We start from the raw sequence: 12,787 nt of genomic DNA on the forward strand, positions 1-12,787 counted from the left end.
AAATCTTGGATGTCCCGTCGCGCGGGCTGTTCACGGGCAATCGCGGGATATTACATACCTCTGATAAGGTGATGGGGCCTGCACTGTGGAAGCACCGCGCATGGATTTGCTGCACCCTGGATTGGCAAGACAGACATCGCAACGTGATGAGCGGGCGCAACTGGACGGAACTATTTTTCCTTGATGAGGCGGTCGCAATGGCGGCAGGGCACCGTCCTTGCGCCTATTGCAGACGCGCCAATTACAACGCCTTTACAGAAGCTTGGGGTGAAAACCTGAAAGCCCCGCAAATGGACGCTGTGCTGCACAAGGCACGCGCGGTTCACGGGGCCCGTCGCCTTCAAACCCACGAAGACGACGCAGATGGCCTACCGGATGGGACGTTCATCAAAACCGACGAAAACTATCTGCTTCGCCAGGATGCAGTTTTCCCTTACACCCCCACAGGCTACGGCGCGCCACAACCACGGCCAACGGGCCGCGTCACAGTGTTAACTTCACCCCCTATGATTACGGTTTTACGTGGCGGATATGCCCCCCATTTGCACCCCTCTGCGGGCTAACCCCTTTGTTTACTTGACGTTATCGCCCCTCGGACGTAGGTGTTTGCCACCCAAAGGGTAGGCAATACGGCCAACCCAGCCGCGTGACGATTGCGGCTTACAGCTGCAAACTCCGCGAAAGGATTAAATTGACCAAATTCAGTGACTTAAACCTCGACAAGAAGGTCCTCAAGGCCGTCGAAGAAACCGGCTACGAAACGCCGACCCCCATTCAAGCTGGTGCGATTCCCCCTGCCCTTGAGGGACGCGATGTCCTTGGCATCGCCCAAACAGGCACCGGCAAAACCGCCAGCTTCACGCTGCCGATGATTTCCATGCTCAAGCGTGGCCGCGCACGGGCGCGTATGCCGCGCTCGCTCGTACTGGCGCCAACGCGCGAATTAGCCGCACAGGTTGCTGAAAACTTCGATGCCTATGCCAAGCATACAAAACTGACCAAGGCCCTTTTGATTGGTGGTGTGTCGTTCAAAGAGCAAGACGCGCTAATCGACCGTGGTGTTGATGTTCTGATCGCGACCCCTGGTCGTCTGCTTGACCATTTTGAACGCGGCAAGCTGATCCTGTCTGACGTGAAAATCATGGTCATCGACGAAGCGGACCGGATGCTCGACATGGGCTTTATCCCCGATATTGAACGCATTTTCGGCCTCACGCCGTTTACCCGCCAGACTTTGTTCTTTTCTGCGACGATGGCACCAGAAATTGAACGTATTACCAATACGTTCCTCTCCAACCCTGCGAAAATCGAAGTGGCCCGCGCCGCGACAACATCAGAAAACATCAAACAGGGTGTTGTCATGTTCAAAGGTGGTGCCAAAAACGCCGCCGACAAACACCGTCTGTTGCGTGACTTGATCAAAAGCGAAGGCGATGAATGCCGCAACGGGATCATCTTTTGTAACCGCAAGATCGACGTAGATGCCGTTGCAAAATCCATGACCAAAGCGGGGCTCGATGCCTCCCCTATTCATGGCGATCTCGACCAATCGCACCGCATGAAAACCCTCGCGGGGTTCCGCGACGGTACGTTGCGCTTCCTTGTGGCGTCTGATGTTGCCGCTCGTGGCCTCGACATTCCGAACGTGTCGCACGTGTTCAACTACGACGTTCCAAGCCACGCAGAAGACTACGTTCACCGGATTGGTCGCACGGGTCGTGCGGGCAAAAAAGGCACCGCAATCATGATCTGCGTGCCGCGCGACGAGAAGAACTTCGATGACATCGAACGCCTTGTCGAAATGACGATTCCTAGGGTCGAAATGCCTGGTGCCCCTGCCCCGAAAGCAGAACCAAAATCGGACGAAGCACCAAGTGAAGAAAAGCCCAAGCGGACGCGTACCCGTGGTGGTCGTGGCCGCAAAAGCGACGCTGCAAAAACTGAGGAAACGGCTGTTGAAACGCCGAAGATCGAGGATGCGCCGAAGCAAGACGCGCCAAATGCTGAGGCTGAGAAAGCCGACGCACCTAAGGCTGAAAACACGCGTCAGGAACCATCGGACAAGCCCAAACGTTCACGCGGCGGTCGCAACCGTGGCAAGCGCGATAACAATGATCGCGGTCCGCAGATTGTTGGGATGGGGGATGATGCCCCTGACTTCATCGCCAAAAGCTTCGTCGAGCGCCAAGGAAGCTAACCAAAAACGAGGGGTTTTGTCGCACTCTAGTGGGTGCGCCCCCCATTCACATCTCAGGTTTTCTGCGGCATCACTGAACCGAACAGTTTAGGAGTACGCACATGATACCAGCACGCTTTGCGCCGATCCTTTTTGGATTTATTTTGTCTTTCCTGATGTCGGGCATCATTTCCGCAATCGCAACGTTTCGCGCATTGGAATCCGGCGCCCCATTCGTTTCACAGTGGTTCGGATCGTGGATGACAGGTTGGGCTGTGGCGTTTCCCGTTGTTTTGGTTGTTGGCCCACTCACCCGCCGGATCGTGGCAAAACTGACGCGCCCAGACTAGGGCGCGCCATTGCGTTTAGGCCAGCCGCGAAATCACGATTGTAACTTCGGGCTTTTTGCCGATCTCGGCTTGCGCGCTTTTGCGGGTCACGGTGCGCAGCTCTTTTTCCAACCGCACATCGTCGGCGATGGTTTTATCTTCGGCACGGCCCAAGAACTGGCTCAAATCTTCTTCCAACACATCGACCAGAGGCGCGTTGTTGCGCCCCATTTCGGACAGGCCGGACACTTCGCACCACGGATCACCCAGCGGGTCGCCGTTTTCATCGATAATTAGCGTCACCAGCACATGGCCGTTCAATGCCATGCGAATACGGTCGCGGATCACGCCGTCAAACTGGCCAACCTTCACGGATCCATCCAGATACATGCGGCCAGTTTCGATGTGTTCGACCACCTTTGGTTTGTTGCCAGACAGATCAATCATCATGCCGTTCACAGCCAAAACCCCTTGAACGCCAGCGGCGTCAGCGATTTTGACGTGTTCACGCAGATGGCGGTGTTCGCCGTGCATCGGGATCAAGGTTTGTGGCTTGATCAAGTCGCGCATAACGTCCAGATCAGGACGGTTCGCGTGGCCGGATACGTGATACAACCCACCACTGTCATCCATTACATCCACGCCCAACTCACTGAATTGGTTCATAATATGGATGACGCCCTTCTCGTTTCCGGGAATGGTTTTGGATGAGAACAGGAAGGTGTCGCCCTCTTTCATCGTCAAGCCCATGTATTTACCGTTTGCCAGCTGCGCGGAGGCCGCACGGCGTTCACCCTGCGATCCGGTGACCAGCAACAACACGTTTTCACGCGGCAGGCTGCCGACGTCCTCGGGGGAAATCACGGTTGGGAAATCGTCCAGAATGCCGACTTCCGTTGCTGCCTCCACCATGCGGCGCATGGAACGGCCCAGCAAACACACAGAGCGTCCAGCACGATCCGCGGCCTGCGCGATTGAGCGCACGCGGCTGACGTTTGATGCAAACGTTGTCGCCGCGACCATGCCTGTGGCGTCTTTCAGGAATTTTTCGATCTCTGGGCCAACAGTGGATTCCGAACGCCCCTCTTCGCGGGAAAACACGTTGGTGGAATCGATCACCAGCGCCTTAACACCGTCTTTGCCAAGGGATTCCCAAAGGTCGTGATCGAAGGGTTCACCGATGCCGGGGTTCACATCGATTTTGAAATCGCCGGTGTGGACGATACGTCCACCCTTGCTGTCGATCACAAGGCCCGAGCTTTCGGGAATGGAATGTGAAATCGGCACGAAGCCAACCTCAAACGGGCCGGCCTTAACGGTTTCAGGCCACTTGCCCACGGTCTTCACCGACTTCTCGGAATAGCCATGCTCGGTCATTTTGCGCCGCGCGAGGTTTGCGGTGAACGCACGTGCGTAAATCGGCGCGCCAAGACGTTCATATAGATGGCCAACGGCGCCCACGTGGTCCTCGTGACCGTGGGTGATGAAAATAGCCTCAATCTGGTTCTTACGTTCTTCCAGCCAGCTAACATCAGGCAGGATCAGATCCACGCCCGGTGTGCCGTCCATGTCGGGGAACGTCACACCGAGGTCCACGACGATCAGGCGTTCTGCGTCCGCAGGGCCATAGCCGTAGACATAGCAATTCATACCGATCTCGCCCGCGCCACCGAGGGGGAGATACATCAATCTGGATTTAGTCATTTTAGGTATTGTTGTCCTTGTTGAACCTGTGGATCACGGTCAATCCGTGCATCGTCAGGTCATCTTCGATTGTATCAAAGAGGGCGTAACCACTTGAAAACAGTGGTGCTAGCCCTCCAGTTCCTACGACAGTCATGGGGCGGTCGTACTCACCCTTAATTCTTTCGCAAATGCCATTCACGAGGCCGACATAGCCCCAGAAAACGCCTGATTGCATGCAGTCCACGGTGTTGGTTCCGATGACAGACTGCGGTTTGGTAATATCGACATGGGGCAGCGCTGCGGCCGCTTGGTGCAGCGCCTCAAGGCTGAGGTTCACACCGGGCGCAATCACGCCCCCCACATAGGCACCGTCTTCAGCCACCACATCAAATGTGGTCGCAGTGCCAAAATCCACAACGATCAAATCGCCGCCGTGACGATCGAACGCACCGGCCGTGTTAACCAAGCGGTCAGGGCCAATTGCTGTGCCCTCGTCCACGCGCGCGGGCACGGGCAGCAAGCAATCGGGCTTGCCAACCACATAGGGGCGCGTGTCGAAATATCGATCCGCCATAACCCGCAGATTGAACACAACACGCGGCACCGTGGATGAGATTATCACTTCGTCAATCTGGGCCTCAATCTTGTGATGCGCCAACAGTGTGGACCACCAAACAAAATACTGGTCCGCAGTTCGCTGCCACTCGGTTGAGGTACGGAACGTGCACAGGAATTCCTCTCCGTCCCAAAGGGCGAAGACCGTATTCGTGTTTCCTGTATCAATGCACAAAAGCATGGTCGTTCCTTAGTCTAGCCTTTTAGAAAAAGACATCCCCCGCCGCGATTTGGCGCGTTCCCTTGGGCGTGTTGAGCACCAGATAACCGTTTTCGTCCACAGTTTCAAAGCGTCCCGTTACGTCTTCATTGGGGAGGCGTGCTGTAATTGTCTCGCCCAAGCGTGCGGCACGATTCAGCCACGCGGTACGGATCGCGTTAAAACCGAACGATGTGAGCTGGGTATCCCAATGCGAGAAAGCGGGCGCGAGGTGCTTTAGGAAGACATCAGGGGTGACGTCCTCGCCAGCCTCACCCTTCACGGAAACCGGATAAACGGCACCGTCTTCGACTTGTGCAGTGCTTGGTGCCGCGATCAGGTTGACCCCAATGCCAACCGCTACCCCCCATATCTGGCCCTGCACGGTCAGGCTTTCAAGGAGGATACCTGCAACTTTTCCACTATTCAGCAATACATCATTGGGCCATTTCAAAGCCAACGTTGGCCCTTCGCCCATCACCCCGTGAAGCGCATCATATAGTGCGAGAGCTGCAACAAAGCTGCGCAATGACGCCGTTTCCGGATCCGTGCAGGGAACCGAAAGGGTACCATAGAAGTTGCCCTCTGGGGCAACCCATGCACGGCCTCGGCGCCCACGGGACGCGGATTGGCGCGTGGCTGTAATCCACGTTGCGTTTGGGAACTGCCCAGCGTTCTGGCGCGCAATATCAAGCGTCGAGGAAACCTCGTTAAGCGCTTGATGGCCAACGCCCGTTGGCCATTCAGGACACTTAATTGACAAGTGCGAGCGACGCAGCTTCGGCCAATGGCTCAACCCCGAAGAGGTTGATCACACCGATAACCATTACAGCGGCTGAAGCCACCAAGAAGCCCCAAAGAACGGGTGAACTACCGGTATCCAGTTGCTCGTCCTGCTCGGACCCGAAGTACATGAAGAACACGATGCGCAGGTAGTAGAACGCGCCGATAACGGATGCGACAACACCAGCGACAGCCAACCACGCAAGACCGGCTTCGTAGGCCGCTTGCAGCACGTAGAATTTACCAAAGAAGCCCAGCATTGGCGGCACGCCAGCCAGCGAGAACAGCAGGATCAACATCGCGAGCGCCTTCAGCGGCTCACGCTTTGAGTACATGTTCAGAGACGCGATGCTGGTGACAGGAACACCGTCCTTTTGCATCGACAGAATAAACGCAAAGGTACCAATGTTCATCGCCACATAGATCGCGAGGTAAACCAGCATCGCCTGCACACCAAACGCCGTGCCAGACGCAAGGCCCATCAGCGCAAAGCCCATGTGGGCGATGGATGAATAGGCCATCAGGCGTTTGATGTCTGTTTGGCCAATCGCGGCGATTGCGCCGAGGAACATGGAAACCACGGAAAGGAAGGCAACGATCTGCTGCCAGTCGCTAACAGAATTACCGAATGCGTCATGCATAACGCGGGCGAACAATCCCATCGCAGCGACCTTAGGAGCCGTTGCAAAGAACGCGGTGACCGGTGTTGGCGAGCCTTCGTAAACATCCGGCGTCCACATGTGGAACGGCGCAGCGGAGACTTTGAACGCGAAACCTGCGGACATGAACACAAGGCCAAACAGCAAGCCGAGGGATACGCCGTCAGACGTGGCCTCGATGATGCCGGAGAACGAAGTCGTTCCAGCGAAACCGTATGTCAGGGACGCACCGTAAAGCAGCAAACCGGAGGACAACGCGCCAAGCACGAAGTACTTCAAGCCAGCTTCTGTGGATTTCACAGAGTCACGGCGCAGGGATGCGACAACGTATAGCGCCAGCGATTGCAGTTCGAGGCCCATATAAAGGGACATCAAATCGCCAGCCGAGACCATCATCATCATACCGACAACGGACAACGCCACGAGGATAGGGTACTCAAAACGCAGCAAGTCGCGTTTCGCCATGTATTCCTGGCTCATGATCAACACAGCAGCAGCGGCCAGAAGGATCGTGACCTTGGCAAAACGGCTGAATGCGTCATCAACGAACATGCCACTGAAGGCTGTCGTTGTCCCCTCGCCCGTCGTGCCAATCCAGAATGCCAATGCGACAAACAGGCCGGACGTGATCCAGACCAGCAGCGTCGCTGCCTTGTCTTTCACCGTGTAGACCGCGCCCAACATGGCCCCCATCGCAAACAGCGACAGGATGATTTCGGGCAGGATGGTGTTCAGGTCTTGGGACAACATCAATTCAGTTCCTTAATGCGAGGCCACAGATGCAGCGGACGGCGTGAAGGCCGCCTGAGCAGTTTCAACTTGGTCAACCAGTGCGGCGACCGATGGCCCGATAATATCGGTGACGAGGCTGGGGTAGACCCCCAGCAGAAGGGTCATGATGACGAGCGGCGCGAATATCCAACGCTCACGCGCAGTCATGTCCGTAATGGATTTCAGGCTTTCTTTGATCAGGTCACCCATAACAACGCGGCGGTAGAGCCACAGCGCATAAGCGGCCGAGAAGATCACGCCGGTTGTCGCAACAGCCGCAACCCAAGTGTTCACTTGGAAGACCGCCATCAACGTTAGGAATTCACCAACGAAACCAGACGTACCCGGAAGACCAACGTTTGCCATCGTGAAGAACATGAAAATCAGCGCATAGGCCGGCATGCGGTTCACAAGACCACCATAGGCATCGATTTCACGTGTGTGCATGCGGTCGTAGATCACACCAACACACAAGAACAACGCACCAGAAATAAAGCCGTGTGACAGCATCTGGAAGATCGCGCCATCAAGGCCCTGTTGGTTGAACGTAAAGATACCCATCGTCACGAACCCCATGTGGGCAACCGATGAATAGGCGATCAGCTTTTTCATGTCTTCTTGAACCAACGCGACCAGTGATGTGTAAACAATCGCGATTGCGGACATCCACAGGACCATCGTCCCCATGACTTCGGAGCCAACAGGGAACATCGGCAATGAGAACCGCAAGAAGCCGTAGCCACCCATCTTCAACAGGATTGCGGCCAGTACAACGGAACCCGCTGTTGGCGCCTGAACGTGCGCATCTGGGAGCCATGTGTGGACAGGCCACATCGGCATTTTCACCGCGAAGGAGGCGAAGAACGCCAGCCACAGCAATGTTTGCATGCCGCCAATGATCTGAATGCCAAGGATTGAGAACGTGTCAGTGCCGAACGGGAAGCCCATCAGGGATGGAATGTCCGTCGTGCCCGCCGCCGAATACATGCCGACCATCGCAACCAGCATCAGCACAGAGCCGAGGAACGTATAAAGGAAGAACTTGAAGCTCGCATAAATGCGGTTCGCGCCGCCCCAGATGCCGATGATCAGGAACATTGGGATCAGGCCAGCCTCGAAGAACAAGTAGAACAGCACCAGATCAAGTGCCATGAACACACCGAGCATCAGCGTTTCCAGCAACAAGAATGCGATCATGTATTCTTTGACGCGGGTGTTCACGCTCCAACACGACGCGATCACGATTGGCATCAAGAACGTGGTGAGCATAACAAACAGGATCGAAATCCCGTCGATACCCATCTTGTAGGTGAAGCCCATGATCCAAGTGCGTTCTTCAACGAACTGGAAGTCAGTATTCTGCGCGTCAAACCCGAACAGGATGAACAGTGACACAAGGAACGTCATCGCTGTGGCGGCCATAGCCACCCACTTGGCATTACGCTGTGCAGCTTCATCATCGCCACGCAGGAACAGTGCCAGAATTGCCGCCGCGATTGCGGGGATGAATGTGGTGATGGAAAGAAGGTTATCCATTATTCATAGCTCCCCGTGATGGTAAAGTAGGTCAGGATCACCACGATCCCGATCACCATCGCAAAGGCGTAGGTGAAGACGTAACCGGACTGCGCGCGCCCAGCGAGGCGGGTCAGCTTTGGAATGATACCCAGTGCGATGCCATTCAGGCTGCCGTCGATGACATTGCCATCGCCGCGCTTCCACAGAAACTTGCCGAGCCACATGGCAGGCTTGACGAAGATCGCATCGTAAAGCTCATCAAAGTACCATTTGTTGAGAAGGAAGTTGTACAGCGGCGCCTGCTGCTCTGCCAATTTGCGCGGCAGATGCGGGCTGCGGATGTAGAACAACCAAGCCGTCGCAAACCCAAGGATCATCGCAAAGAACGGTGACAGTTTCACCCAAACCGGAACGAGGTGCGCATCGTCCAAGGTGGTATTGTCGTGCGCCACATAGATCGCGCCCTGCCCTGGTTCACCGTCGAATGCGTAGTGGGTTTCGCCGTGACTGTCAGCTTCGGCAGCGTGATCGTCTTCTGCATGGGCGTCTTCATCGCCGTGATGTTCGTCGACCGTTGCAGCATGATCTTCGTCAGCGTGCGTTTCGTCCGTATGGCCATCCATCGCGTGATCGTCGCCGTGGCCTTGTTCCGCATAGGCGACGCCAAAGTACTGGCCCACGTATTTCGCATTTCCGAAGAACGGCTTGTAGAAAACCATACCCGCAAAGATCGCGCCAACGGCCAGAACTGCCAGCGGGGCCAACATCACGTTGGGTGATTCATGGGCATGTTCATGCGTGTGCTTGTCGCCACGTGGCTTGCCGTAGAACGTCAGGAAAATCAGGCGCCAGCTGTAGAAGGATGTGAACAGCGCCGCGATAACCAGCATCCAGAACGCATAACCACCAGCCGTGCCCGCATAGGCGCTTTCGATGATCGCATCCTTGGACACGAAGCCCGCGAAACCAACTGGGAAGCCAACGTAAAGCAGTGGAATACCAAAGCCCGTAATCGCCAATGTGCCGATCATCATGGCGCGGAATGTCCATGGCAGTTTGTGACGCAAACCACCGTAATTCCGCATGTCTTGCTCGTGGTGCATCCCGTGGATCACTGAACCGGCCCCAAGGAACAACATCGCCTTAAAGAACGCGTGCGTGAACAGGTGGAACATCGCGACCGAGTAAACACCAAGACCAGCGGCCACGAACATGTAACCCAGCTGCGAACAGGTGGAATATGCAATGACGCGCTTGATGTCGTTCTGAACCAGACCAACGGTCGCGGCGAAGAATGCCGTTGTTGCGCCAAGGAACACGATGAAAGATGTCGCAGATGGCGCGAATTCCATAATCGGGGACATGCGGCAAACGAGGAAAACACCAGCGGTAACCATGGTCGCGGCGTGGATCAACGCGGACACAGGTGTCGGGCCTTCCATCGCGTCTGGCAGCCATGTGTGCAGGATCAACTGCGCCGATTTACCCATCGCGCCGATGAACAGCAGCAGGGCAATAACCTCAGCCGCGTTCCAATCGCGCCACAAGAAGTGCAGCGTGGTTTCAGCAATCTTCGGTGCCTCTGCAAAGATCACATCAAAGTTGATGGACCCCGTCGCATAGAAGATCGCAAAAATACCAAGCGCAAAGCCAAAGTCGCCTACGCGGTTGACAACAAATGCTTTAATCGCAGCGGCATTTGCGGATGGTTTCTTATAGTAGAAGCCGATCAACAGATAAGACGCGACGCCCACGCCTTCCCAGCCAAAGAACATCTGCACAAGGTTGCCCGCTGTCACCAGCATCAACATCGCAAAGGTAAAGAAGCTCAGGTAGGCAAAGAAACGCGCTTTATAAGGCGTATCCGGGAACTGTTCGTCGTGCGCCATGTAGCCAAAGGAATACAGGTGAACCAGCGCGGACACTGTGTTGATCACGACCAACATAATCGCTGTCAGACGGTCAATCCGGATCCCCCATGAGGTGTCCAATGTGCCGGACTGGATCCAGCGCATGATATCAATCGTGTAATAGCCGTTGTCATGTGCGCTTGGATCAAACGTCAACAAGATGACCCAAGACAGGAACGCCGCGAGGAACAACAAGCCCGTGGTCAACCACTGCGCCGCGGCCTCGCCGATAATTTTCCAGCCAAAGCCGCCAATGATGGCGCCGACCAATGGGGCGAATAGGATTATCTGTTCCATTAGTCTTAGCCTTTCATGACGTTGACATCTTCAACGTCGATGGTGCCGCGGTTGCGGAAGAAACATACGAGGATCGCAAGGCCAATCGCGGCCTCAGCAGCGGCAACCGTCAAGACGAACAGGGTAAAGACCTGCCCGACGAGATCGCCAAGGAAGCTGGAAAATGCGATGAAGTTGATGTTCACCGCGAGAAGCATCAATTCGATGCTCATCAACAAGATGATGATGTTCTTGCGGTTCAGGAAAAGCCCGAAGATGCCAATGACGAACAAAGCCGCCGCGACTGTAAGATAGTGTTCAAGTCCGATCATGATTACAGCCCCTGCCCCGGTTTTACGTCTTTCAATTCCATCGCTTTCGCCGGATCGCGTGACATCTGTGTCATCACGTCTTGGCGTTTCACGTCTGTGCGGTGGCGCAGTGTAAGGACAATCGCACCGATCATCGCGACCAGCAGGATCAGGCCCGCCAGCTGGAAGATCAGGAAGAACTGATCATACATGATCATGCCCAACTGCTTGGTGTTTTCAGCGTCGCCAATCGGCTGCGCGAGGCGGCTATCAACACCGTCCGAGAAGCCCCAGACACCAAAGGCAATCGCCAGTTGCATCAACAAAACAACACCGATCAACAGGGCCAGCGGCATATAGCGCGCCATTTCCGCCTTAAGCTCGGCAAAGTCCACATCCAGCATCATGACGACAAACAGGAACAACACGGCGACCGCGCCCACGTAAACGATGATCAGCAGCATCGCGACAAATTCAGCGCCCAGAAGCACGAATAAACCCGCCGAGGACAAGAACGCGAGGATCAACCAAAGCACCGAGTGTACAGGGTTACGCGCCAGCACGGTCATCAAACCGCCCGAAATCGTTGTCACCGCGAAGGCGTAAAAGGCAATCACTAAAGGTGTCATGTCGCGTCGTCCTTTTTAGCGGCGTTCTTGGCGAACACCTCTTGGGCCAATTCCATGGCCTTGGTCATTGCAGGTGCGCCGCCGAACATGCCCGACAGTGCAATCGTTTCAGTCACTTCTTGCTGCGTCGCGCCCGCCTCAATGGCGTGGCGTACGGTCAGCTTGATCTGTGGTTCCGCCATCAATGCTGAATTTAGGGCGCCCTGAATGGTCAGGCCTTGCAGCGTCAACAACAGTTTCGTCTTCGCGTCCAGCGCATCAGGGTTCGCCCCTTTGCCCATGAACTGTTCCATCAAGTCTTTGGTCATGGTTGGAAACAGGTCTTCGACCCCTTTCATGGAATCAGCCATGACTTCAGCGAACTCGGGGCTCACGCCCTTCGCCCAGTCCTGACCGGCCTTCATCCATGCATCAAAGGGGTTTTGATCGCTCATCGGTACGGTGCATCCAGTTCAAGGTTGCGCGCGATTTCAGCTTCCCAACGGTCGCCGTTATCCAAGAGCTTTTCTTTGTCGTAATAGAGTTCTTCACGGGTTTCCGTGGAGAATTCGAAATTCGGGCCTTCAACAATCGCATCCACAGGACAGGCTTCTTGGCAGAAACCGCAGTAGATGCATTTTGTCATGTCGATGTCATAACGGGTGGTGCGGCGGCTTCCGTCATCCCGCGGTTCAGCATCAATCGTGATTGCCTGCGCAGGGCAAACCGCTTCGCACAATTTACATGCAATGCAACGCTCTTCGCCATTCGGGTAACGGCGCAAGGCGTGCTCACCACGGAAACGCGGGCTAAGTGGCCCCTTTTCGTGGGGGTAGTTCAGCGTCGCTTTGGGCGCGAAGAAGTACTTGAAACCAAGCGCAAACCCTTTGACGATATCCGTCAGCAGGAAATACTTAGCGTGCCGTGTGTAATCAATCTGGCTCAT

Annotated in this window: 13 protein-coding genes; 3 read left to right on the top strand and 10 right to left on the bottom strand. The window is 55.5% G+C overall.

The window, feature by feature from the left end:
* The first annotated feature begins 5 nt into the window (after positions 1–5).
* The 3 genes from OCA8868_RS03700 (at position 6) to OCA8868_RS03710 (ending at position 2,526) form a co-directional block, all read left to right on the top strand.
* The gene (locus OCA8868_RS03700; protein WP_245848016.1) at positions 6–563 is read left to right on the top strand and encodes a hypothetical protein; all 558 of its coding nucleotides are present in this window, start codon (positions 6–8) and stop codon (positions 561–563) included.
* A 128-nt stretch (positions 564–691) separates the two neighbouring features.
* Complete coding sequence (locus tag OCA8868_RS03705; RefSeq protein ID WP_093995161.1) at positions 692–2,197, top strand: DEAD/DEAH box helicase; 1,506 nt, start codon at positions 692–694, stop codon at positions 2,195–2,197.
* Positions 2,198–2,298: 101 nt separating this feature from the next.
* Positions 2,299–2,526 (top strand): DUF2798 domain-containing protein, encoded by a 228-nt coding sequence (locus OCA8868_RS03710; RefSeq protein ID WP_093995162.1) that lies wholly within the window; start codon positions 2,299–2,301, stop codon positions 2,524–2,526.
* A gap of 15 nt (positions 2,527–2,541) precedes the next feature.
* Here the strand turns inward: OCA8868_RS03710 and OCA8868_RS03715 are convergent, their stop codons facing one another.
* From OCA8868_RS03715 to nuoI, 10 genes are read right to left on the bottom strand one after another with little or no spacing between them, the layout of a single operon-like run.
* On the bottom strand, positions 2,542–4,209 hold the full coding sequence (locus OCA8868_RS03715) for a ribonuclease J (RefSeq protein WP_093995163.1): 1,668 nt from the start codon (positions 4,207–4,209) through the stop codon (positions 2,542–2,544).
* Between the two features lies 1 nt (position 4,210).
* Positions 4,211–4,987, bottom strand: coding sequence for a type III pantothenate kinase (locus tag OCA8868_RS03720; RefSeq protein WP_093995164.1), 777 nt, complete (start codon positions 4,985–4,987; stop codon positions 4,211–4,213).
* A gap of 22 nt (positions 4,988–5,009) precedes the next feature.
* Positions 5,010–5,768 carry a biotin--[acetyl-CoA-carboxylase] ligase gene (locus tag OCA8868_RS03725; protein WP_093995165.1) on the bottom strand — a complete coding sequence of 253 codons (759 nt, stop codon included), beginning with the start codon at positions 5,766–5,768 and terminating at the stop codon, positions 5,010–5,012.
* On the bottom strand, positions 5,758–7,197 hold the full coding sequence (gene nuoN, locus OCA8868_RS03730) for an NADH-quinone oxidoreductase subunit NuoN (protein ID WP_093995166.1): 1,440 nt from the start codon (positions 7,195–7,197) through the stop codon (positions 5,758–5,760). The genes OCA8868_RS03725 and nuoN overlap by 11 nt, the downstream gene beginning before the upstream one ends.
* 12 nt (positions 7,198–7,209) lie before the next feature.
* Entirely contained in the window at positions 7,210–8,754 is a 1,545-nt protein-coding gene (locus OCA8868_RS03735) for an NADH-quinone oxidoreductase subunit M (RefSeq protein ID WP_093995167.1), read from the bottom strand.
* The gene (nuoL, locus tag OCA8868_RS03740; RefSeq protein ID WP_093995168.1) at positions 8,754–10,943 is read right to left on the bottom strand and encodes an NADH-quinone oxidoreductase subunit L; all 2,190 of its coding nucleotides are present in this window, start codon (positions 10,941–10,943) and stop codon (positions 8,754–8,756) included. The genes OCA8868_RS03735 and nuoL overlap by 1 nt, the downstream gene beginning before the upstream one ends.
* Positions 10,944–10,948: 5 nt before the next feature.
* Positions 10,949–11,254: an NADH-quinone oxidoreductase subunit NuoK gene (nuoK, locus tag OCA8868_RS03745; protein WP_093995169.1), complete on the bottom strand. Its 306-nt coding sequence runs from the start codon at positions 11,252–11,254 to the stop codon at positions 10,949–10,951.
* 2 nt (positions 11,255–11,256) lie between these two features.
* Complete coding sequence (locus OCA8868_RS03750) at positions 11,257–11,862, bottom strand: NADH-quinone oxidoreductase subunit J (RefSeq protein ID WP_093995170.1); 606 nt, start codon at positions 11,860–11,862, stop codon at positions 11,257–11,259.
* Positions 11,859–12,296, bottom strand: a complete 438-nt coding sequence (locus OCA8868_RS03755) for a carboxymuconolactone decarboxylase family protein (protein ID WP_093995171.1) — start codon at positions 12,294–12,296, stop codon at positions 11,859–11,861. Before OCA8868_RS03755 ends, OCA8868_RS03750 begins: the two co-directional genes overlap by 4 nt.
* Positions 12,293–12,787, bottom strand: coding sequence for an NADH-quinone oxidoreductase subunit NuoI (nuoI, locus tag OCA8868_RS03760; protein ID WP_093995172.1), 495 nt, complete (start codon positions 12,785–12,787; stop codon positions 12,293–12,295). The genes OCA8868_RS03755 and nuoI overlap by 4 nt, the downstream gene beginning before the upstream one ends.

Origin of the sequence: Octadecabacter ascidiaceicola, from assembly GCF_900185015.1 — a bacterium.
Taxonomy (GTDB): Bacteria; Pseudomonadota; Alphaproteobacteria; order Rhodobacterales; family Rhodobacteraceae; genus Octadecabacter; species Octadecabacter ascidiaceicola.

Coding starts and splice junctions, on each gene's coding strand:
- nuoK (WP_093995169.1), bottom strand. CDS start 11,254: ATGATCGGACTTGAACACTATCTTACAGTCGCGGCGGCTTTGTTCGTC.
- OCA8868_RS03710 (WP_093995162.1), top strand. CDS start 2,299: ATGATACCAGCACGCTTTGCGCCGATCCTTTTTGGATTTATTTTGTCT.
- OCA8868_RS03715 (WP_093995163.1), bottom strand. CDS start 4,209: ATGACTAAATCCAGATTGATGTATCTCCCCCTCGGTGGCGCGGGCGAG.
- OCA8868_RS03735 (WP_093995167.1), bottom strand. CDS start 8,754: ATGGATAACCTTCTTTCCATCACCACATTCATCCCCGCAATCGCGGCG.
- nuoL (WP_093995168.1), bottom strand. CDS start 10,943: ATGGAACAGATAATCCTATTCGCCCCATTGGTCGGCGCCATCATTGGC.
- nuoN (WP_093995166.1), bottom strand. CDS start 7,197: ATGTTGTCCCAAGACCTGAACACCATCCTGCCCGAAATCATCCTGTCG.
- nuoI (WP_093995172.1), bottom strand. CDS start 12,787: ATGAGCCAGATTGATTACACACGGCACGCTAAGTATTTCCTGCTGACG.
- OCA8868_RS03750 (WP_093995170.1), bottom strand. CDS start 11,862: ATGACACCTTTAGTGATTGCCTTTTACGCCTTCGCGGTGACAACGATT.
- OCA8868_RS03755 (WP_093995171.1), bottom strand. CDS start 12,296: ATGAGCGATCAAAACCCCTTTGATGCATGGATGAAGGCCGGTCAGGAC.
- OCA8868_RS03720 (WP_093995164.1), bottom strand. CDS start 4,987: ATGCTTTTGTGCATTGATACAGGAAACACGAATACGGTCTTCGCCCTT.